Origin of the sequence: Vibrio tritonius (assembly GCF_001547935.1) — a bacterium.
GTDB lineage: Bacteria > Pseudomonadota > Gammaproteobacteria > Enterobacterales > Vibrionaceae > Vibrio > Vibrio tritonius.
In genome coordinates, this window is sequence record NZ_AP014636.1 from 623,404 (window position 1) to 646,094 (window position 22,691).

At 46.3% G+C, this 22,691-nt stretch carries 19 protein-coding genes; 8 read left to right on the forward strand and 11 right to left on the reverse strand.

The genetic code is table 11. The annotated features are described in order from the left end of the window. Positions 1-13 precede the first annotated feature (13 nt). From JCM16456_RS18000 to JCM16456_RS18020, 5 genes are all read left to right on the forward strand, one after another. Complete coding sequence (locus JCM16456_RS18000) at positions 14-541, forward strand: TRAP transporter small permease (RefSeq protein ID WP_068717096.1); 528 nt, start codon at positions 14-16, stop codon at positions 539-541. A 9-nt stretch (positions 542-550) separates the two neighbouring features. Next, positions 551-1,858 carry a TRAP transporter large permease gene (locus JCM16456_RS18005; protein WP_068717098.1) on the forward strand — a complete coding sequence of 436 codons (1,308 nt, stop codon included), beginning with the start codon at positions 551-553 and terminating at the stop codon, positions 1,856-1,858. Positions 1,859-1,979: 121 nt separating this feature from the next. After that, on the forward strand, positions 1,980-2,750 hold the full coding sequence (locus JCM16456_RS18010; RefSeq protein WP_068717100.1) for an IclR family transcriptional regulator: 771 nt from the start codon (positions 1,980-1,982) through the stop codon (positions 2,748-2,750). A 502-nt stretch (positions 2,751-3,252) separates the two neighbouring features. Then, positions 3,253-4,137: an AraC family transcriptional regulator gene (locus tag JCM16456_RS18015; protein WP_068717102.1), complete on the forward strand. Its 885-nt coding sequence runs from the start codon at positions 3,253-3,255 to the stop codon at positions 4,135-4,137. 188 nt (positions 4,138-4,325) lie between these two features. Beyond that, a complete protein-coding gene (locus tag JCM16456_RS18020; protein ID WP_231894474.1) occupies positions 4,326-6,428 on the forward strand; it encodes a TonB-dependent siderophore receptor in 2,103 nt (700 codons plus the stop codon). Between the two features lie 752 nt (positions 6,429-7,180). On the opposite strand, the gene JCM16456_RS18025 is transcribed toward JCM16456_RS18020, so the two are convergent. From JCM16456_RS18025 to JCM16456_RS18055, 6 genes are all read right to left on the reverse strand, one after another. Continuing rightward, positions 7,181-7,774, reverse strand: coding sequence for a class I SAM-dependent methyltransferase (locus JCM16456_RS18025; protein ID WP_068717106.1), 594 nt, complete (start codon positions 7,772-7,774; stop codon positions 7,181-7,183). Positions 7,775-7,823: 49 nt separating this feature from the next. Beyond that, positions 7,824-8,546, reverse strand: a complete 723-nt coding sequence (locus JCM16456_RS18030) for a hypothetical protein (RefSeq protein ID WP_068717108.1) — start codon at positions 8,544-8,546, stop codon at positions 7,824-7,826. Between the two features lie 948 nt (positions 8,547-9,494). After that, positions 9,495-11,243, reverse strand: a complete 1,749-nt coding sequence (locus JCM16456_RS18040; protein ID WP_068717112.1) for an ABC transporter permease subunit — start codon at positions 11,241-11,243, stop codon at positions 9,495-9,497. 33 nt (positions 11,244-11,276) lie between these two features. Next, positions 11,277-12,809, reverse strand: a complete 1,533-nt coding sequence (locus JCM16456_RS18045) for an ABC transporter substrate-binding protein (RefSeq protein WP_068717114.1) — start codon at positions 12,807-12,809, stop codon at positions 11,277-11,279. Between the two features lie 33 nt (positions 12,810-12,842). After that, positions 12,843-13,628: an ABC transporter ATP-binding protein gene (locus tag JCM16456_RS18050; RefSeq protein WP_068717116.1), complete on the reverse strand. Its 786-nt coding sequence runs from the start codon at positions 13,626-13,628 to the stop codon at positions 12,843-12,845. Continuing rightward, positions 13,625-14,512 carry an ATP-binding cassette domain-containing protein gene (locus JCM16456_RS18055; protein WP_156430591.1) on the reverse strand — a complete coding sequence of 296 codons (888 nt, stop codon included), beginning with the start codon at positions 14,510-14,512 and terminating at the stop codon, positions 13,625-13,627. Before JCM16456_RS18055 ends, JCM16456_RS18050 begins: the two co-directional genes overlap by 4 nt. 343 nt (positions 14,513-14,855) lie before the next feature. Here JCM16456_RS18055 and JCM16456_RS18060 point away from each other — a divergent pair, with 343 nt between their 5' ends. Continuing rightward, the gene (locus JCM16456_RS18060; RefSeq protein WP_068719033.1) at positions 14,856-15,470 is read left to right on the forward strand and encodes a YagU family protein; all 615 of its coding nucleotides are present in this window, start codon (positions 14,856-14,858) and stop codon (positions 15,468-15,470) included. 274 nt (positions 15,471-15,744) lie between these two features. Here the strand turns inward: JCM16456_RS18060 and JCM16456_RS18065 are convergent, their stop codons facing one another. The 5 genes from JCM16456_RS18065 to nifL all read right to left on the reverse strand — a co-directional run bounded on the left by JCM16456_RS18065 (position 15,745) and on the right by nifL (position 21,256). Beyond that, positions 15,745-16,275 carry a nitrogen fixation protein NifQ gene (locus tag JCM16456_RS18065; protein WP_068717118.1) on the reverse strand — a complete coding sequence of 177 codons (531 nt, stop codon included), beginning with the start codon at positions 16,273-16,275 and terminating at the stop codon, positions 15,745-15,747. Beyond that, positions 16,272-16,529, reverse strand: coding sequence for a 4Fe-4S dicluster domain-containing protein (locus tag JCM16456_RS18070; RefSeq protein ID WP_068717120.1), 258 nt, complete (start codon positions 16,527-16,529; stop codon positions 16,272-16,274). Before JCM16456_RS18070 ends, JCM16456_RS18065 begins: the two co-directional genes overlap by 4 nt. Continuing rightward, a complete protein-coding gene (gene nifB / locus JCM16456_RS18075) occupies positions 16,526-17,926 on the reverse strand; it encodes a nitrogenase cofactor biosynthesis protein NifB (RefSeq protein WP_082712370.1) in 1,401 nt (466 codons plus the stop codon). Before nifB ends, JCM16456_RS18070 begins: the two co-directional genes overlap by 4 nt. Positions 17,927-18,121: 195 nt before the next feature. Then, positions 18,122-19,720, reverse strand: a complete 1,599-nt coding sequence (nifA, locus tag JCM16456_RS18080; RefSeq protein ID WP_068717121.1) for a nif-specific transcriptional activator NifA — start codon at positions 19,718-19,720, stop codon at positions 18,122-18,124. Positions 19,721-19,726: 6 nt separating this feature from the next. Continuing rightward, positions 19,727-21,256 carry a nitrogen fixation negative regulator NifL gene (gene nifL, locus JCM16456_RS18085; RefSeq protein WP_068717123.1) on the reverse strand — a complete coding sequence of 510 codons (1,530 nt, stop codon included), beginning with the start codon at positions 21,254-21,256 and terminating at the stop codon, positions 19,727-19,729. A gap of 313 nt (positions 21,257-21,569) precedes the next feature. Here nifL and rsxA point away from each other — a divergent pair, with 313 nt between their 5' ends. Both rsxA and JCM16456_RS18095 read left to right on the forward strand, forming a co-directional pair. After that, positions 21,570-22,145 (forward strand): electron transport complex subunit RsxA, encoded by a 576-nt coding sequence (rsxA, locus tag JCM16456_RS18090; protein ID WP_068717125.1) that lies wholly within the window; start codon positions 21,570-21,572, stop codon positions 22,143-22,145. Between the two features lie 9 nt (positions 22,146-22,154). Then, positions 22,155-22,688 (forward strand): RnfABCDGE type electron transport complex subunit B, encoded by a 534-nt coding sequence (locus tag JCM16456_RS18095; protein ID WP_068717127.1) that lies wholly within the window; start codon positions 22,155-22,157, stop codon positions 22,686-22,688. Positions 22,689-22,691 lie beyond the last annotated feature (3 nt).

A 22,691-nucleotide genomic window follows, 5' to 3' on the forward strand; every position in this document is an offset into this window, starting at 1 on the left:
AAGGTAAATGATTATGTCAGATCCGCAACAACTCGGCGTAGTAGCGAAAGTCGATACCTTAAAACGATGGGTAGACAAACTGCTGTCGGGGATTTGTATCGCTATTGTCGCATCAATGACTCTATTGGTGACGTATCAAGTGGTGGTTCGTTATCTTTTTAATAGCCCCAGTGCGGTCAGTGAGGTGTTATCGCGCTACCTATTTATTTGGCTGGTGCTTTTTGGCTCAGCTTATGTTTTTGGTTTAAAAGAACATATGGCCATCAATTTCTTAAAGCAGAAGTTTTCTGAAAAGACACAGCTCGTGCTTGATATGTTTATTGAGTTTGTCACCGTTGTATTTGCTCTGTCGATTATGATCATTGGCGGTTATAGCAGCTCGGTTCGTCAAATGTGGCAAATGGATTCGGCTTTGCAAATTCCGATGGGAACCATCTATGCCGCCATTCCCATTAGTGGTGCATTGATGGTGTTTTATTTCTTCTATAACGAAATGCACCTTTCAATCCGATTCAAACAACTTGTTGGTAATCAGCAGTAGGAGCAGACAATGGATTTAGCACTTACCGCCTCGCTCATTATGTTTTGTGGGGTGATCTTCTTTTTGGTGATTGGGGCGCCTATCGCAATTAGCGTCGGAATATCATCATTTGCTGCCATGTTAACCATTCTACCGGGACAAGGTGCAATGGTAACGTCTGCACAGCGCATGTTTGTTGGTTTAGATTCCTTTGCTTTATTGGCGATCCCGTTTTTTATTCTGGCTGGGAACATCATGAACAATGGTGGGATAGCAATACGGCTGATTAATTTCTCCAAAATTGCCAGTGGCTTCTTTCCCGGTTCTTTAGCGCAAACGAACGTAGTTTCGAACATGTTGTTTGGTTCGATTAGCGGCTCCGGTGTTGCGTCCGCTGCGGCGGTAGGCGGAATCATGTCACCTATCGAAAAGAAAGAAGGGTACGACACGGCATTTAGTACCGCTGTGAACATCGCATCAGCACCGACAGGCATGTTAATTCCACCAAGCAACACATTGATTGTGTACGCAACGGTGGCGGGTAGTGTCTCGGTGTCGGCCTTGTTTATGGGGGGCTATATCCCAGGTATTTTGTGGGGTGTAGGGGTCATGATTGTGGCTGGTTTCATGGCAAAACGTCGTGGTTATATCGTTAAAAATAGTATGACATTGAAAGATTGTGTCAAAGTAACCTTAGATGCCATACCAAGTCTTTCTCTGATTATTGTTGTTATCGGTGGCATCCTCGGTGGAGTTTTTACCGCAACTGAAGCATCGGCCATCGCGGTGGTCTATTCACTGATATTGAGTTTTTGCTATCGGGCATTGGATATTCGTAAGCTTCCCGAGATCTTTCTTAACACGGCTAAAATGTCGGCCATTGTGATTTTCATGCTGGCGACCTCGTCTATCATGTCATGGGTAATGGCGTTTACACAGATCCCAAGCATGATTGCTGAAGTGCTAATGTCGCTGACCTCTAATCCGGTGATCATTTTGTTGATTATCAATTTGGTTTTATTGTTTGTGGGAACATTTATGGACCCAACGCCAGCCGTATTGATATTTACACCTATTTTCCTGCCGATTTGCACCAGTTTAGGCATGGACCCAGTACAGTTTGGGATTTTGTTAGTGTTTAACCTTTCATTAGGAACCATCACTCCGCCTGTTGGCCCAATTCTATTTACTGGATGTAAGGTGAGTGGCATTAGTATCGATGGCGTCATTAAAACGTTACTGCCATTCTTCTTCGTGATTGTATTGGTATTAGGCTTAGTCACTTATGTTCCTGCTGTTTCAATGACATTACCGCAATTGATGGGGTTAATTAAATAATTCAATGTAGATTATTGAACACTTATTTCTCTTTACTCACTGTGTAAACAAGCGCGGCATGAATAGATGCCGCGTTTGCCTTGTAGTACTCTTAGGCGGTTCGTGTTAAGTAAGAAACTCTATGGAAAGTAATAAAAAAACAGAATATCGCGCACCGGCGTTAGAGAAAGGGCTAGAAATCCTCGAATTGTTGGCAGAACAGTCAGAACCTTTATCGAAAAAGCAGATCGCTGAAAAGCTCAATCGCAGCATTAATGAAATATTTCGTATGCTCTCTGTGTTGATGGAAAAACAATACATTGAGTGTGATAGTGAAACCTCATGCTACTCACTGACGTTAAAAATGTTCGCGCTTTCAAACCAGCATCCACCCATTGCTCAGTTGCTTAAACGGGCTAATCCGTTAATGGAAGAGCTGTGCCATAAAGTGAATCAGTCGTGCCATTTATGCAGTTATAAAAATGGTGAGCTTTTGGTGATTGCACGCCAAGAGAGTCCTTACAAAATGGGATTTAGCTTACGTCTAGGCTCTAAAATCGATATCTGTTCATCTGGCTCTGGCATTGTGCTGTTGAGCTTTAGTGAGGAGAAACAACGCAAAGAGATCTTGAAAAAATCTCGCTCTACCGTCGAAGAAGTTGCTCATGCCACAAGTCATATAGCCAAAACGATTGAGCAGGGCTACTACATTGGTGAAAGTCCACAAATATCAGGTGTAACCAATATTACCGCCCCAATATTTGGCGTGCTAGGAGATGTGATGGCGGTAATTACTGTCCCATATATGACCTTGAATTCGAATACGGTGCATCACCATATTGCCGATATCGAACACACCAAGACGCAGCTTTTGCAAGTCGCCAAACAGCTCAGTCAAAATTTAGCGCTCTAACGCCTAGTCACGATTTGAGCGAGCGGTAATTTATTGGCTTTATTTGATTTTTCAGTGAGCTTTAATATCGGCTTGGGCGTAATGGTCGTAGCGCTCTCGATCTGGCCCCTTTGTTCTTTAGAGGGACGACCGGATTGAGCGCGGTAATTTATTGGCTTTATTTGATTTTTCAGTGAGCTTTAATATCGGCTTGGGCGTAATGGTCGTAGCGATCTCGGTCTGGCCCCCTCCTTCTTTAGAGGGAGGGCTGGGAGGGAGCTAGCGCGCACGGTGTCTATTTAATATATTGTTTTTAATGGTTTTTATTTAGGTTTTGAACATTTAGCTGGCTACACTAATTGTAATGACACAAAGGCGTGACACAAAGGCGTGTGTCCTCGTTAAATCTGTTAAGTGAGTCGTCACATTACGGCGTGATAAATTTATATTATTAATGATAACACTTCTCGTTTACTTATGTTTTGTGCGAAAATACCCACTGTTAATCGTTAAGAATTTACCAATGCCATCACTTACTCGAATCTGTCAATTACTGGAATATATTCATCGCAATATTCAAGAGCCTTTATCTCTTGAGCTTTTGGCTGAGAAAAGTTGTTGGTCACGTTGGCAATTACAACGAGTATTTCAACACGAAACCGGATTTACTGTTGCGAGTTATATTCGCCAACTTAAGCTTAGTCAGGCGGCTCAATTGCTGCTTAATAGTCGAGAGCGGATAATCGATATAGCTTTAGCCACAGGTTTTAATTCTGAGATTTCTTTTACACGTGCATTTAAGCAGCACTTTTCCGTGACGCCTAAGGTATATCGACAGAAAGGAGCACTTACCGGAGTGCTCCAACCTCTGGTGTTGGTGCAGTCTAACCATACTATTTCCAAACGCTTCAAACTAAAGGATGTTCGAATTGAAACACTGCCCACCTTTAACGCGTTTGGCGTGCAAGGCGAGATCAATGGGTTGCTATCAGAACAGCCCGATTTTGCTCATGTTGTTCCTAGTTTGTGGCAAACGTTAGATGACCTCGGAGGTTTTGATAAATCTTGCAACAATATGGGGCTTATTGATGTTAGGGCAAGTGGTGGCGAAGGAAATAATCTGCATTACTGGGCAATGGCAAGTGGGCAGAGGCATGAAGAGGATGAAATTTTTGATTTCCCTGAAGGCTTTAGTCATATTCAAGTGCCTAAGCAAACTTATGCTGTTTTGAAACACGAAGGACCGATTTCTGATTTATCACTGAGTGTTGAGTGGTTTATTTTCGATTGGCTGCCGCAATCGGGGTATCGGGGAGTGGATGGGATCGAACTGGAGCGTTATCCAGCAGATTTTGAACCGACAGCAGGTGATGCGGTAATGGAATATTGGTTACCGATTCAATGGTAACTTTTTGTTGGAAATAGAATACCTAGCCGTAGCGTTGAAGGAACCAGGGCTGTTTAACAGGGAAAGATGCACCAAATTGTTAGTTTTGCCTTTCGATAACTCGATAAAATTAAATGAGATTCGTTCTCATTATTAAAAGGGCAATAATGTTACACTCATATCAATTCAGAATGTTACCTAGAGTTTGTATGGTTACTGCTTTTGCTGGCTTACCATTTTTTACTGTACAAGCATCAGAGCAACCACAAGAGACAATGACCGTTCTTGGTCAGAATTACCGTAACACAGCAACAAAAACATCGTTAGCTCCGGATGAAACACCACAAGCTATCTCGGTTCTTACGGGAAAGTCTATTGAAGCAAGGGGTGCAACGTCTCTTGGTCAAGCGCTTCGTTACGCACCTGGGGTCGTTACTGAAACGAAAGGTGGCTCGGTAACTATGTATGATAACTTCTACATTAGAGGTTTTCAGGTTGACCAAAGTTATTATGATGGCTTGGTGCTGCAATATCTAAAAGGCTGGAATTTACAGCCTCAGATTGACCCTATTATGATACAACAGGTGGAAGTGTTTAAAGGCCCAACTTCTGTCTTATATGGGGCGATGCCTCCTGGTGGTATGGTTAATATCATCGCGAAAAAACCACAAAAAGATCATCATACACAGGTTAAGGTGAGTGGAGGTTCGCGCAATTTGCGTCAAGCGTCGATAGACACAACAGGACAGTGGGCAGATAGCCCTGTTGATTATCGCGTCATTGCTTTAGCTCGTAAGCAAGATGGTCAGGTCGATAATACAGAAGAAGAACGTTATTTAATCGCTCCTTCTATCGATTGGCATTTAGGTGAGGCAACCAATCTCAACTTGAATCTCTATTATCAACGTGACCCTAACATGGGAATGAACTCTGCCATGCCCGCATCAGGCACGGTTTATCACTCCTCGGCTGGTGGAACCTCTCCATCAACGTCGGTCGGCGACAAAAATTGGAGTCAGTTTAAGCGCAATGTGTTTATGGCGGGTTACCAATTTGACCACGATTTTGGTAATGATTGGCAATTTTTACAGAACTTCCGTTTTATGAAGGCGAGCTTAAATCAAAAGAACACTTACCATACCGCTAGTGGCTTTGATGCATCGACAGGTACTCTAAATCGTAACGTTTACAGTACAGATGAGGATTCAAAAGGGTATACGGTCGACAACCAACTTTCATTGGTTACTAATTGGGGCAAAGCAGAACACAATGTTTTATTTGGCTTGGACTACCAGCATCTTTCTGGCGAGTCGGATTATCGTGAATACAGCGGTATGAGTTCAGCCTTTTCTGCCTTTAACCTATTTAGCCCCAACAATAACTTATTGAACACAAGTGACCTAGCAGTTGCTTCTGAGTATGACTATCAGATAAAAGTTAAGCAGTTAGGCGGATACTGGCAAGACCAAATGCTGTGGAATGACTGGGTGTTTATTGCCGGCTTACGCTGGGACCATTATCAAAGTAGCAGTGAAGTGAGTGGTTATGAGACCGAAGCTGATAGTCATGCTATTTCTTACCGTATAGGAGCTTTATATCAATTTGATAATGGGATTTCGCCATTCGTTAACTACGCGACCAGTTTTTCTCCTGTCGCTGGGGTGGATTCGAAATTTGGTGAGCCTTTTGATCCAGAAAAGGGCAACCAAGTAGAAGTAGGCGTTAAATATCAGTCGGTTTCTGGTGAGTTTAGCGGAACGGTATCTGGGTATCGCATCATTAAAAGTAACGTCGTGGTCACGGACCCTTCTTCTGCTAATTATCAAGATGATATTCAAGTGGGCGAAGTTCGCTCTCAAGGGATTGAGACACAAGCTAATTGGAACGTAACACCTGAATTGCAACTTGATGGTAGTTATACCTACTCTGATGTTGAGGTAACAAAAGACAGCGACAATGGGCTGAAAGGGACAACGCCGATTTACGTACCAAAGCACAGCGCAACCTTGTGGGCTCATTTTCAGCTCAACCAACTGGGATTATCAGGTGCGCAAGTCGGATTGGGTGGGCGTTATGTCGGCTCGATGTTCATGAATGCTAACAACGATCAAGGTAAAGTACCAAGTTACACCTTGATGGATATGATGGCTCGTTACGAGTTAGGTGAACTGAGTAGCAACTGGAAAGGCATGTCGGTAGAGGTTAGTGCCACTAACTTAACTAACGAGGAATACTATTCCTGTTACGATAATGCCAACTGCTGGTATGGCGCAGAGCGTACTATGCGTATTCAATTCGGTTACGATTTTTAAAGGTTAAAGCCGCTGTACAAGCGGCTTTGTATAAGCCCGTGTTCTTCCAAAAGTAGAATAAAGTAATTAAATTCAATTGGTTATGTGTGAATTTTGACTTCAGCGCAGTGATCCCCCCTCTAACTCCCCCCTTAAAGCCAAGGGGGGAGGACCGTATCGAGCGCGCAGCAATTTATAGGCTCTATTTGATTTTTCAGTTAGCTTTAATATCGGCTTGGGCGTAATGGTCGTAGCGATCTCGATCTAGCCCCCTTGGTTTTTTAGAGGGAGGACTGGATCGAGCGCGCAGCAATTTATTGGCTTTATTTCATTTTTCAGTGAGCTTTAATATCGGCTCGGGCGCAATGGTCGTAGCGATCTCGATCTGGCCCCCTTGTTCTTTAGAGGGAGGACCGTATCGAGCGCGCGGCAATTTATTGGCTTTATTTTATTTTTCAGTGAGCTTTATTCTCGGCTTGGGCGTAATGGTCGTAGCGATCTCGAGCTGGCTCCCTTGTTCTTTAGAGGGAGGACCGTATCGAGTGCGCAGTAATTTATTGGCTTTATTTGCTTTTTCAGTGAGCTTTATTCTCGGCTCGGGCGTAATGGTCGTAGCGATCTCGATCTGGCCCCCTCCTTCTTTAGAGGGAGGGCTGGGGAGGGAGCTCGCGCGCACGGAAGTTATTTAATATATTGTTTTTATTGATTTTTATTTTAATCTTAAAAAATCTGGCGAACTACGTTATTTGTAATATCAACAAGCTCTTTGTCATTTATGATTTTACCGCCACGACGGAAAAAGTATGCCAGTGTTTATTGTTCCCTAGCGCAGTCACACCCGGTTCATCACGCTCGACAAAACGAATGATGTCAAAATCGACAAACAGTGCTCTTACTTGCGCTTCGCTGAGTGGAGTTGTGGGGCAGTGATGACCGTTCGCCCAACTGTCTTTGCTTCCCATAAAATCTCCAACGAATACACCGCCAACATCCAGTGCTGCAACGATTTTTTGCCATGTTTGGGAAAATTCCTCGGGATTGGTAAAATAGAGCGAGCTATTCGCCATCAAGATTCCGCATCGTGGATAATCGTAGTTTTCGAAAGTGTCCTGCGAAACTTCTACCAACGAACAATTTTCAAAACGTTGGCGACATATCTCTACCGCGTCTGGGTGAGTGTCAAATCCATAGACTTGATAGGCTTGCTGGTGTAAATAGTCCATATCACTTCCCGTGCCACAACCACAATCAATCGCCACTTTGGTTGGTGATTGATTGAGTTTCACCGCAAACTCGGTGCGCTTTAGGTGCGGGGTGGCTAACGCTTTCGCGTAATACTGTTGCCAGATGTCAGTATTGTTTGCCATAGGGTTGATTATTCCTTTAATCAAAGAACGGTATACGCTAGAGATTGATTCAAAACCGATTTAACGTGAACTGATAGTCACTGCCAAGTTTTAGACGTTTGACCATATGTTGTTGAGCAGGGCTATATCGTCGCCAATCCCATTCTTTATCGAGTAATACGATGTTGGTTAGCCCAAAGCGCTGCATGTCTGCCAAAGAATAGTCGTATCCTTGGAGTTGATTATCGGTGAAATCCTTTGGGTGTTTCTGCCGCTCAAGTTGGCCATAAACCGTGATGAGGTTATCGACTTTAATACGAGCAAAGAAGGCGGATTCCTTTTTTCGCAACGCGCTAATGGACTGGTTGAATGATTCTTGTAAGTCATCGTCCACCTCCCAATGCTGCTGCCATGCACTGCCGTGCCATAGAAGGATGGAATCTTTGTGAAGATATTTGTGATTGCCAGTGGTCAGAACATAATCAGCGCAAGAAGAAGCACAGAGACGCAGCACTTCTACATCCATCTTGTTTTTTTGAATCCAATTCCCAAGCTCCAGACCGGCTTCAACATCACCACCAAGGCTTGAAACAACCAGTCTGTTGGGCTTATCGCTAACATTATTAAATGCTTCAAATAAAGCCTTGTTATGTTTTTGAGAAATATTTCCAAGGTAAAGCAGTTGGCCGTTTTCCATTCCGACAAAATCACGTGACCATGGTTCATTACTATGATTGGACAAATGACTGCACCCTGCTAGCAGACCTAGGGAAATTATCGAGAATAACTTCATGGTACCTCCTTGACAATGAGCATAAACGAAATGAATACATTAACTGAATTTATACCAAATGTAGAATAGAATAGCGATACCAAAGCCTTTTTAAGTTATTGATTATTAAGTTAGTTATGGTGAATGGGTACACACGATTAAATGCTGTTTTTACAACAAAATAAAAACGTGTGTCCTTTTTAAAATTCTCTCTCTTAAATTAGAATAAAGTAATTAAATTCAATTGGTTATGTGTGAATTTTGACTTCAGCGCAGTGATCCCCCCTCTAACTCCCCCCTTAAAACCAAGGGGGGAGGACCGGCTCGAGCGCGCAGTAATTTATTGGCTCTATTTCATTTTTTAGTGAGCTTTAATATCGGTTTGGGCGTAATGGTCGTAGCGATCTCGATCTGGCCCCCTCCTTCTTTAGAGGGAGGGCTGGGGAGGGAGCTAGCGCGCGCGTAAGTTAATGTATTCGCTGTGTTTTTCTCAATTTTACTTGGCAATTTTTACATTTTTAGGCTTGGACGCTAAACCACTATAAAAAACACCGGAAAGTTATTTGGTGAGACTGGAAATAGACCAAAGTGATTTAGATAAATTTCCTTTAATTCAGTTGGTTATGGTGGGAATGCGGGCTCCTGCGCATGATCCCCCCTCTAACTCCCCCCTTAAAACCAAGGGGGGAGGACCGGATCGAGCGCGCGGAAATTTATTGGCTCTATTTCATTTTTCAGTGAGCTTTAATATCGGCTCGGGCGCAATGGTCGTAGCGATCTCGATCTGGCCCCCTTGTTCTTTAGAGGGAGGACCGGCTCGAGCGCGCAGTAATTTATTGGCTTTATTTGATTTTTCAGTGAGCTTTATTCTCGGCTCGGGCGTAATGGTCGTAGCGATCTCGATCTGGCCCCCTTGTTCTTTAGAGGGAGGACCGGATCGAGCGTGAAAAACTGGATCGAGTATTTCACTTACCGCTCGCTGCTCCAAACGCTGCTGGCGCTGACGGCGAGAATCGATAGCAGGATCAATGATGATGCCGGTGCTAGCACTACCCAATAGCTGCGTTCTATGTAGGGCATACCTTCGGAAAGGATGCGGCCCCATTCTGGGCTAGGTGGCATGGCTCCTAAACCAAGGAAACCGAGTGAAGCGAGGGCAAGGGCAATGCCCGGTACACGTAACATGGCGTGGCGTAGTAGTGGCTTAAATACCGCTGGAAGTAAGTAGAACAGATTACGTCTCACTGGGCCGACCCCAATCAGCGGGAGCATCTGCATGTAAGTGCGTGCTTTTACTTCTGTGGTTAGAGAGGCAGCGTGCGCGGCGATGGGCGCCCAACTCACCAAAACCACCGCCAAACTTGCGCCCCAGATTCCGGCACCATAAATTGCCACAATCAATAACCCAGTGATCACCGGCGGCAGCGCATTGGCAATCTCAATTGGTCCCGCCATAAGGCGAGGGAACTGGCCGACAACAAAACCAATCACCAAACAAATTAGAGCGATTAATATAGCGAGAAAACAGGTATAAAAACTGCCATGAGCGACACGCGCGAGAATGTCGCGTCCCATAGAATCGGCACCAAACGGCAGTGCAAATGAGGGAGGGGCCAGGCGCATATGTTCGATGGCAAAAGGGTCGCGCGGTAAACCAAACACAATTATCACCACCAGTAACCCAAGACAAAACCAAGGAATGTATCGTGCTGCGCCGGTCACTTGGATGCTACTTTCCTTCGGTTGCGGCAATGCCCCTTGGCGCAGTGCACGACCTAGAATCAGCGCTTTAATGATGTTAACTAGAATACCGACGCCAAAGGCGAGTGACAAAATCAGCAAAATACCCAATTGTAATGTCGGTACATCTTTAGCAATGGCGGCGCCAAGGGTGGCTCGGCCAATGCCAGGAATAGCAAACACTTTTTCTACCGCAATCGCGCCACCAGTAAGTGACACCACCACTAAACCAACCAAAGGAAGAATGGTGGCGAGTGCTCGTTTAAGCACGGCAAAAGTAATGTGGCGGCGACTAATACCAGCCACGCTCCAAGTCGCAACCCAAGATTCAGTGAACACTTGCGCAATGGTATCGGAGAGTAAGCGACCTAAATAACCACCAGCCGGAATCGCCATCGACAGCGCAGGTAACACCGCATAGTGAAATCCTTTCCAACCAAATGGCGGAAACCAACGTAACCATACTGCACCGATAAGCAGCAATACCGAAGCAAGCAAAAACTCGGGTAGTGCTGTGAACATGACCGCAACTACCCCTTGGCTACGGTGTGCTTGACCGCGCAGCCCATAACGAATGGTCGGAAGTGCAAGTGTTAGTGCAATAATCACCGCGCCACAAAAAGCAAGTCCCATCAGTGTCAGAGAGACACTGGCAGCATTGAGCATGCCGTCCAAAACGGGGCGACCAGACACCCAAGAAATGCCGGGGTCTCCGTGCAGTAAACCGTGTAACCACTGCGTCATTAACGCCCAAGGCCCTTGATCCAATCCTAATGAGGCACGAATGGCATTGAGTGTCTCTTCACTTGGGTTTTGCTCCGCTGAGCGAGCACGGAGCAAAGCAAGCGCGGGATCTTGTCCTGATAGCCAAGGTAGAAGGGCAACTAACATGACCACTCCAACCATGGTCGCGATGCGCGACCCGAGTGAAATTAGGCTAGACCAAGCGGCGATTGGGCGTATAAAAAGTCGTTTCATGGTTACACGGTTCTTACTGCTGTTTATTGGCGGTTATAGCGATGGCTCGCCGCTTTTGATATAGGTATGGCTATCAATCAAGGTACGTTCACGAGGGTCGCGAATTGCGCCAACGACTCGTTTTGATTCACCTTGGATAACACGCTCGTGCAACATTGGAATCGCTGCATCGCTCGCCAAAATTAGGTTCTCTGCAGCCATGATCGCTTTTTGACGTTCAAGCCCAGCAGGTAAACTGCCTGCCACTTGCAGCGCTTGGTCAATTTCAGGTTGGCAAAGCTGAGCAATATTAAACGAACCTTTACAGCTAAAGTCGCTGTACATGTACGCGACTGGGTCACCAGAATCCAACACGGTTGCACGAGACAAAATAAACGCATCGAATTTGCCTGCTAACGCATCAGATTCGATTTGTGAATATTCACGTACATCTTGTTTTACGGTAAAGCCCGCTTTGGTTAACTGCTGCGCGAGGTAAACGGCCACTTCTGGCAGTTCAGTGCGGTCGGTAAAGGTCGCAAGTGTAATCGTGATGCCTTTTGGATCAGCTGGTGCGATGGTGTGCTCAACCGGTTGGCGCAACTTCGCCGCCCAAGGTAGTGCTGGACCTAATAGACCTTGCGCAATATCCGCACGTTTCTCATAGACGTTATTAACGATTTGTTCACGATTAATTGCTTGGCGGACGGCGGCACGCACGGCCGGATCTTTCATTACACCGTAACGAGTGTTGAGATAAAGCGTATTGGTACGTGGCATTGGCACTTCATGCACCAAAGAAGGATCAAGCAGCGGTGCTTGTGATACTGGGATTGCTTCGACAATGTCGGCGCTATCGGTACGCAGTGCTGCTGCGCGAGCAATACCATCCGGTACAAAGCTCACATCAATACCAGAGGCTTGCGCTTTTTCACCCCAGTAATCGTTAAAGCGGTTTAACGTTGCAGAGCTGGTGCCGTTCACTGCGGTTAACACAAACGGACCGGTACCCGCTGTGATTGGGTTAATCACGCCGTTCTCTTGGTAGGCGTTTGGCGACAAAATCGATAATTGTGGGCTAGTTAAACGCTGCGCTAACAGAGGATCGGGTTTTGAGCTGGTCACGATAACCGCGTATTCGCCATCGGCTTTGATGGTCAGGTTCATGCCATCAAGAATACGTGGTTTTGGGGTCGCTTTTGAGGCCACTTGCAGTGAGTTCACCACAGCTTGGGCATTAAATGGGCTGTGATCATGAAATTGCACATTCGAGCGCAGTTCAAAACGCCATTCAGTTGGTGACAGCTGTTCCCATTTTGTAGCAAGTGCAGGGGCCAGATTACCTGCTTGGTCTAAGATCACCAAGGTTTCGGCTGTGCTCCAACGTGATAACTTGAATGCATCATCGCTGAGCGGCGTTAACCCCGAGCGCGGTGGCAATAGCATCGCCAGTTTAATGCGATCTTGCGTCGCTTCTACTGTGCTTGCTTGAGTGGCTGGTTTGTCACTGCTTGAGTCAAAACAGCCCGACAATAAAGAGGCAGAGATGGCTACGCTGAGCAATGGCCACTGCTTGAATCGTTTCATTGATACTTCATCCTATAAGGTTACAAATTACGCTTAGCGCTTCCAGAAATGAGAGGGTTCCAGCTCAATGCTGGGCACCGCCTCTAATAATTGTTGAGTGTATGGATGCTGGGGGGAGGCCAGCACTTCTTGGGTTGGGCGATCTTCAACAATCTCGCCCTCGTTCATTACCAAAAGACGCTCACATAACCCTGATACAATCGACATGTCATGGGTGACGAGCAAAAGTCCCATGTGATTTTGTTGGCACACATCGAGTAGCAGGGTTTTAATCTGCTCTCGCAGGGGCAAATCCAAACCACTGGTTGGTTCATCGGCCAGCAAAAATGCGGGTTTCACCATTAAGGCGCGAGCTAGCGCAACTCGTTGGGCTTGACCGCCAGATAGTTCACCCGCTTTTTTATGTAGAGTCTCTTCTGTTAGCCCCACCTGCTTTAGGGCATGACTGAGTTCGGCTAATGTAACGTCACGTTTTTTTAGGCGTTTTACCGGTTCAGCTAACACCATTGCCACGCTTTGGCTCGGCGGTAGGGCATTGTGCGGATCTTGCGGTATGTATTGCACCTGCTCACGATACCAATTTAACGAGCGCCAAAAGCGTTTTCGAATGGGTTCGCCTTGGCAGGTGAGTTGCCCGCCGTTGGGGTGATTAACACCCAGAATCAATTTAAGCAACGTTGATTTACCACTACCCGAGGCGCCAACAAGTCCAACACGTTCATGTTGCGTCAATGCCAGCGTAAGGTCGCTAATAATGGCTTGTTGGTTAGGTGTAAAACTGACGTTTTGTAATGCTAAAAAAGGCGCGCTTGTGCTCATGCTTGCGCCCTCATGGCTGCAGTGGTCACTGTCGTATCCAATGTTTGATTTTCTACTGTGTGTTGAGCGTTCTTCAGTGTCGTCAAACGACTGCTCTTGACCGCTTGAACCAAGCTTTGGGTGTAGGGGTGCTGAGGTTGTTGAAGCAGTTGTTGCATTGGTGCCTGTTCAACAATTTTGCCCTGATAAATGACGATAGCGCGATCGCACAGTTCTGCGGCCACGTTGATATCGTGGGTAATAAACAGCAAAGAGAGTGGGCTGCCGTGCAAATGCTCATCGTGAGCGCAAAGATGCTGTAGACCGCAACACTGCTTTAGCAGATCAATCACCTGTTTTTGACTCAAAACATCAAGCGCCGTGGTCGGCTCATCCGCCACCAATACATTGGCACCACTTAACAAGGCTAAAGCGATACAAAGGCGTTGACGCTGCCCGCCAGACAATTCAGAAGGCAATCTTGCTAATAAATCCGATGTGGGATCAATGTGCATTTGGGTCAGTACGTCATGTAGCTCGTGACTGGAGCGGTTATGCGTACTGAGAGCGAGCTGTTTTCCAACACTCATTAATGGGTTTAGAGCACTGAACGTGTCTTGAAAAATGGTCGCGACTCGGCCGTCTGCTGGGCGAGCCAACACGGGCTGACCTGCCACATCTAAGCCATTCACTTTAATCGAGCCAGAAACCTTGCAGTAAGGGGGAAGAGTGCCGTTAATGGCCTGCGCGGTTATTGATTTCCCCGACCCAGATGCTCCAAGAAGACACACTCGTTCGCCTTGGGATAACGAAAGGTGAATGCTGTCAACGAGGGTTTGTCCTTGAATGGATATGGATAGGTTATCAAGGGTCAGTATTGAACGGCTTGAATCAATTGGCTGCACAGGGATTCATACTTCTTAATTATGTTAAAGATGTTATAACATAACAAAAAAAGAGGATCGAATAAATATGGTGTAGCATTCTGTTACAATTAGAATGCAGTATGATTTAGATATGTGACAATGCTAAAAAAGTATTTGCTTATACAAGCTGCTAAGTTCAGTAATAAAGTTAGTCTTTTTAACTAAAATCAGAAACTTGTTTACTTTTTGCTCAATGTTTATATTTATTATCATCCATTAATAATTTATACACATCTGTTTTGATCTAAATCGTATTTTATGCAACTGAATGTGTTAGGATTCTCATTACCGTTTTTATAAACACTTTTTAATGGGTATAACCATGAATCTTTTTGAACAATCTAACCCAGCGCGTCGTCGCTACGGTTTAGCAGCGTTTATTGGTTTAATCGCTGGTATCGTTTCTGCTTTCGTTAAATGGGGTGGCGAAGTTCCACTACCACCACGTAGCCCAGTTGACATGTTCAACGCAGCATGTGGTCCTGAAACTCTAATTCGTGCGGCTAGCCAAATCGACTGTTCACGTAACTTCTTGAACCCTCCATACATTTTCCTACGTGACTACATTGGTCTTGCTGATCCAAACGCAGCAGTATACACCTTTGCTGGCCACGTATTTAACTGGGTTGGCGTAACTCACATCATCTTCTCTATCGTGTTCGCGGTAGGTTACTGTGTGGTTGCTGAAGTGTTCCCTAAAATCAAATTGTGGCAAGGTCTGCTAGCTGGTTTCCTAGCTCAAGTGTTTGTTCACTGGATCTCTTTCACTCTTATGGGTCTAACTCCACCCCTATTCGACCTACCTTGGTACGAAAACGTATCTGAAATCTTTGGTCACCTAGTATGGTTCTGGTCAATCGAAATTATTCGTCGTGACCTACGTAACCGTATTACGAAAGAACCAGATCCAGAAGTGGATCTACAAGCTGCGCGTTAATCCCTACTTAACGAATGCTTGATAAGAAAAAGGTCGCCGCGGCGACCTTTTTCATTTTTAGCTCTTTTATTGTTTTGTTTTTCTATCTACCTATCTACCTATCTACCTATCTACCTATCTACCTATCTACCTATCTACTTTTCTACCTTTTCGGTATTTTCCTGTCATAAACTGTCACTATTTGCCTTCATTATTAAAAATTAACTAATTAATTCAGATTATTACTGTTAATGGATTAATTCAGTCATGATTGTGACAAATGGTGATTGCGACACTATCTCTCTTCACCAAAACACTCTTCGTAGCTGGTGCACGTTTCACAACTTGGTGAGCGGCACACGTAATCACCACCGCTTTCGCAAAGTTGCTTATACAAAAAACGTTTCCAGCGCATATTGTGATGATTAAGTGCGTGCAAAGTGGGAAAATAATCATGAAACAACTGGCTAAGGCGTGGTCGCTCGGGCATACCTAAATCGCGCCACAAGTGCTGGCTGCCCATGCTGGCATTCGCGAGTACGTTTGCCATTTGCTGAGCGTAAGGTTGGTGGTGGTCGAGATGTTCGGTAAGGAGTTCTGTTAGTTCGCTTAGTTCATCATCGCGCATGCCAATCAACTCGTGGCGCAGCTGCAGTGCAGCGTATTGCGGTAGATCGTGAGTCGCGATAGGTACCAATCCTACCAATTCGGTGATTTGATGATAGTCATCTGAGCTTATTCCCAAATGGGCTGGTAATGCTGATTTTCCTTGATGAAATGCCGTAATGATTGGATACCAATACTGAGTAAAAACATCACTCATCATTCACTCCTTATCCCTTGTGGTTGCAAGCTGCCTAAGGGATTTAACGGTAATTGCGCAGCATCAATGATGGCTTCTTCAATTGGGCAGATGCTCGCACACTGAGGATCATCAAAGTGATTGGCGCATTCATCACAGCGCCGTGAGTGAATGCGAAATTGGCGCGTCACATCTGGGTCGCGATACACCGCTTTATTAGGACACACAATTAAACAGGCATGACAGCCAACACACTTTTCGGTAATCGAAAAACTCATTGGGCACTCCTCCATGTTTTTTCTGTAGTGTTCATATTGGTGATGTTGTTACGGTTACTCGCTAATGAGGCATCGGCTTGCTGCAGCGCGATGGTTTTGAGCGCTTCAGCTATGGGTTGAAAGGCGAAATCCACATTGGGTATCACGCCGCGTTTTTCCAACTCGCGCCATGGGGTAATGCCAATTCGTGCGCAAAGCAAGAGACGACAATCACTGACCACATCTAAAATGGCGTTCTTTTCCTCTTCTTCAGGACAATCGGTTTTGCCATGACAATAGAGCGCCACTTCGCGAGTTTCTTTGAACAAAAACTGCTGCTGGCGCGGTTCAAACTGGTAAATTTCAAAAGCGGCAGCATGACCAAAGTGGGTTTGAATGTGCTCGCTGCCATTGCTGGCGATCGCCAATAAAAAAGACGCGTCATTGAGCGGCTGCTCGGTATTATCGCTGCTGTGACAGGGGCTGGATTCACCTTCTTGACCTGAGCCGCAGTGACTTTCACCGTCACCAAGCATGCCGACAGCATCAGCGCGACATTGTTGGCAGTGGGTCATTTGCGGCATAAAACCACCGGATGCTTCGCGAGCCAGTTGCAGCTCTTCAGCGGTGGGGCCGCGTTGTCCGGATAAGCCAAAATAGGTGCCGTGCGCGGGATCTGAGATCAAAGGCATGATGTTGTGCAGCAAGGCTCCATGCTGTTTTACCGCCTCTGAGACATCAACGATATGCTGATCGTTAACGCCGGGAATGAGCACCGTGTTGACCTTCACTAGCAGCCCAGCTTGCGCTGCTTTTTTTAGGCCAGCAAATTGGCGTTCAATTAATAAAGTGGCGGCTTCGCGACCTTTATAACGGCGATGTTGGTGGAAGATCCAAGGGTAGATCTTGGCGCCAATATCTGGGTCGGTGCAGTTGATGGTGATGGTTAAATGGTGGACGCCTAACTCCACCAAGGTATCGACATGTTCTTCAAGGGCCAAGCCATTGGTAGAAATACAGAGTTGCGCACTGGGGTCTTGGCGTTTTATCAGTTTGAGAGTGGCGAAAGTTACTTGGGGATTGGCCAGTGCATCACCCGGCCCAGCAATGCCCACCACACTGAGGTTAGGGGCGCGTCGTTTTATCGCGCTAAATTGGCGCAGCGCTTGTGCGGTGTCCATCACTTGTGACACGACTCCGGGGCGTGATTCGTTGCTGCAATCGTATTTGCGGTTACAGTAGTTACACTGAATGTTACACGCAGGGGCGACCGGTAAATGCATGCGCGCATATTGATGTGCTTGCTGAGAATAGCAAGGATGCTGCGCGATTTGGTCTTGAACCTCTTTGCTAAAAAAATGACGAATATTGTCATTGGCAATGGGCTGTGAACCCGTTGATGAAGAAGGACTTTCCATGTCGACCTCTGTCCAGTGAAGTAATGGATAAAGGACTGCAATCTTTGTACCTTATCTAATTTATTGATTTATCGTGATTTTGTTGGGTTTTGATTGCGGAGAAACGAACAATTGTCGTAAATAGAACAAACGGCCCGCAGGCCGTTTTGTCGTATCTACTTCATTTTTAATCCGCTTTATTTCCATGCTCTTGAGTCACATCTGTTTCATTTCGATGTTCATGATTTGGATACGATAGGCGATTTGCCGTGGTGTCATGTTCAGCAGCCGAGCCGCTTTGGCTTTCACCCAACCGGAACGCTCAAGGGCATCAATCACCATTTCCCGCTCATCCATGTCATCTTTGTTCACTCCCGATGAGTGTCCATTATGAGCTGGGCAGGCTGGTGATGGCTTAGATATTTCGGCAGTGCTTTGAGGCATCACTTTATGCGGCGTTGGCGTATCCATATGGGAAAAGGTGATCAGTTCTGGCTCTATCACTCCGTTTTCCGATAGCACCGAAGCGCGCTCAAGAGTATTTTCCATTTCGCGCACATTACCCGGCCAGTGATAACCCATCATGAGGCGAATGGCAGGATCGGTGAGGGCCAATTTACGTTGCTGAGTTTTGCTAAGGCGTTTGATCATATGGTCGGCCAACTCAGGAATATCTTGGATGCGATCGCGTAGGGGCGGCAAATACATGGGCATGACGTTAAGGCGATAGTAAAGATCTTCCCGAAACTCACCGTTGGCAACGTCTTCTTCTAAGTTACGGTTGGTCGCGGCGACAATACGCACGTTAACGGCGAGAGTGGACGTGCCGCCAACCCGTTCGAACTCTTTTTCTTGCAGTACGCGCAGCAATTTGGCTTGAAAGGCTGGGCTGGTTTCCCCAATCTCATCGAGAAAAATGGTGCCATTGTCTGCCAATTCAAATCGACCTTTACGCTGTTTCACTGCACCGGTAAAAGCGCCTTTTTCATGGCCAAACAATTCCGATTCAAGCAAGTTATCGGGCAGGGCGGCGCAATTGAGCTTAATAAAGGGGTTATTAGCGCGGGGCGAATTGTAATGAATCGCGTTGGCGACCAACTCTTTGCCCGTTCCAGATTCGCCGCGCAGCAGTACCGTGGAGTCCCAACGAGAGACGAGGCGAATCTGCTCAAATATTTGGCGCATTACTTTGGTGTGCCCCACCAAATTACGAAAACTGTAATTGTTCCGCACTTGACGGCGCAAGCCATCTCGCTCATCGACCAGTTGCTTTTGTTTGCTCTCAACTTGAAATGCCAATTGGACGTTTTGCGCGACCAGGTTCGCGATCATCTCTAAAAATTTGGTGAGTAAGGTGAGTGTTTGATCGTCCACATTGGGCGGCTGGGCCGACAGCGCACCAATCACGGTGGCGCGGCTGTTTTTGAGCGGCACACAAATAAACGGTTTTTCGTAGTCGTAGAGCGCGAGCTTATCGGCAAAGCGTAAGTCGCTGCCTAAGTTACGAATCACGATTGAGCTGCCTTGGCGCAGCACTTCACCAACAATGCCTTCGCCCACTTTATAATGCACCCGTTTTTGTTCGGTAGCATCATTGGGCATTGGCGAGTGAACCGCTTTGATGGTGAGTGATTGTTGATCGGGGTCGAGTAGCGTGAGCAGCCCACATTTGAGGCGACAATCATCGTGTAGTAGTTTCAGCACTTTGTCGGCCGACTCTACGTAGTTTAGGCTGTTGTTCAGTACACTGGCAATCCGGTACATGGCGGCCAGTAACTGACGTTCTAAATCCATAAGGGATAGTTCTTCAGTCATAGCAAATCACCATTCAGAGCAAGGAAATGTCAAACAGATCAAGGCACCTTTTAGTTGAACACTCTGGTCGATGGAAATCGTGGCTGAGTGCTCATTGAGTACCTGTTGTACGATCGACAACCCAATACCACGACAGCCCGTTTGGTGTTTGGGTTTGGTGCTAAAAAATGGCTGAAACACCTTGAGGCGCAAATTCGGCACAATGCCACCGCCGCTGTCTTCCACCAAAATATTGATTTCCCCATTCTCTTCAAAAGTGGTGAGGCGAATAGTTCGTTCATTACGCTTGGCGGCTTGAATGGCATCGATAGCGTTATCAATTAACTGTTTAAGCGCCAAAATAAGCCGATGGGGCATACCGTTAATGGAACCTAAACGCGGCGACAAAATCAGTTCAAGCTTAGTCGATGAGAGCAGCAACTCATCGGTACAGATCGCTGTGGCATCGCGGATCACTTGGTTGATATTGACCGGTTGAAACGCTTCGCTGTTGCGCTCGGGGATCGCTTGTTTGATATCTTGCATGGCGTGCAGCGCGGTTTCCATCGCTTCATCCATGGCAATCAGTCCAGGGCATGAAGGGCTGGTGCGTTTAAGAATGTTCATCGCGGAATCAATCATATTAAACGGCCCTTGCAGCTGATGCAGCGTTGCCATTAACGCCTCTTGCATTGCATGAACGTATTTGTTGTCGCGCGTCATTAGCTTTACGGAGTTGATGCGGCGTTCTTCAACTAGCAGTTTTTCCCGCGTTCGCTCAGTAATGGCAATCACGGTATAAAACGCATCTTGCGGCTGAAAGTAGGTGTCGGCGGTGGTGTCGGAAACCGGAATGCGTACTAAAGCGAAATCGAACCAGCGTTCGCGCACCGCGCCAGAATTTTCAATGTGCACCCCTTTATAGCGGTGGTCTTTTTGCGCCATAAAATCGGATAGGGTGTTGATGCCATAATCTTCATTTAGGCTATCGACTAACGCCTGCATCGGTGGCTGGCCAATGCTTTGTCCAATTTTGTCGTATTTGGCGTTACTGAACAGTAATTGGTGATTGTTATCCACCATGGCGATGGCAATTGGAGTCGCGTTGAGCACCGCTTCAAACATCACTGACTGATTTTTTAAGTCGGTCAGCAGTTGGTGTTTCTCGGTTATGTCTTTATGAATGGCGTAAAAGCAGTGCTGACCTTGGGTATCTCGAAACCGAGAGATGGAGATTTCGGCAATATAGGGTTCGCCGCTTTTTTTGCGATTAACCAGTTGCCCTTGCCAATGCTGCCCTGAGTTAATGGTGTGCCAGAGGTTTTCGTACACTTGTTTTGGCGTAGCTTTATAAGAAAGCAGTGAGGAATTTCGTCCAATTAGCTCCTCGGGGCAATAGCCTGTGATATCTGAAAACATTTGGTTGACGTATAAAATGGTGCCGTTGTCGTCGGTAATGCTGATCGCTATTGGCGCATTAGAGACGATTTGGGAAAATGCCTGCGGCTCAAACATCGGCGGCATTGAATCTTGCAATCGCGTTTCGACTTGTCCCATAAGTGCCTTCCTTAGCAATAGAAACGGTATAAGAAACAAGTGTCATGCATTTCTTATTCCACAACAAAACTATTGTTTTTATTGGGCTGGTGGAAAAGAACAAAATTTAACGCTTGTTTGATATGAGACAAATTCCACTTTTTCTTTTCAGTTTGTCGGCTTTGTAACAAAGGTCGATGTGTGTCCTTTTTCCGTTTCTAAATCATCAAATCTAGGAGCCATAAGGGGTTAAGGCCTCATGGTGGTGCACTATGAGGAGCGTGGCATAGGCTATGCACCAAGGTTGGGAAACGGATTTTTTAGGGACAGAGTTATGTCAGATGGATTGATTATTTTGCTCAGCGCCGCCTTTGTGAACAACGTGGTTCTGGCAAAGTTTCTTGGGTTATGCCCTTTTATGGGAGTCTCTAGCAAGATCAGTAGCGCGGTTGGTATGGGGGTCGCGACCACCTTTGTCTTAACCTTAGCGACACTTTCTACATGGATGATCGAGTTCGCTATTTTGCGCCCATTAGGGTTGGAATTCATGCGCATTATTGCGTTTATCTTGGTGATTGCCGCGGTGGTGCAATTTACCGAGTTGTACGTTAAAAAAGCCTTTCCTGCGTTATATCAGGCTCTTGGGGTCTACTTACCGCTGATCACCACTAACTGCGCCGTGTTTGGCGTGGCACTGCTTGCGGTGCAAGACAATCTCAGCTTTATCGACACCTTGATGTTCAGTGTTGGCTCTGCCACCGGTTTTCTGATTGTGATTACGCTGTTTGCTGGGCTGCGAAGTCAGTTGGCGTTGAGTGACATTCCCGCTGCATTTAAAGGCTCCCCCATTGCGTTTATCACTGCGGGTTTCCTATCAATGGCCTTTATGGGCTTTTCCGGAATGGCGTAGGAGTTGGCTATGTTGATGTCTGCATTGTTGTTTTTCGTCATTTTAGGCGCAGCCCTTGGGGCATTATTGGGGATGGCGGCAACCTTCTTCAAGGTAGAAAGTAACCCGCTGGTGGATCAAATCGAGGGCTTACTGCCTGGTGGGCAATGTGGCCAATGTGGTGAAGCGGGGTGTCGGCAAGCGGCAGAAAAAATCGTGAGTGGTGAACTGCATCCCGATTGTTGCCCTCCTGGTGGCTCAGTGCTTGCTGCCACTATGGCAGACATTTTGGGCGTGGCGATTGAGATCAGTGATGAGCAAAAAGAGCTAGTGGCGGTGATTGAAGAGGCACAGTGTTCAGGCTGTCATCGCTGCGTAAAAGCGTGTCCGTTTGATGCGATTGTTGGTGCGCCTAAGCAGTTGCACACCGTGATCAAAGATGTGTGCACGGGGTGTCAGTTGTGCAGTGAAAGTTGTCCGCAACATTGTTTGACGATGGAAGAGCTGATTCCAGATGCCAAACATTGGTATTGGCCAAAACCCACATCGAGCGTAGCGGCATAGGAG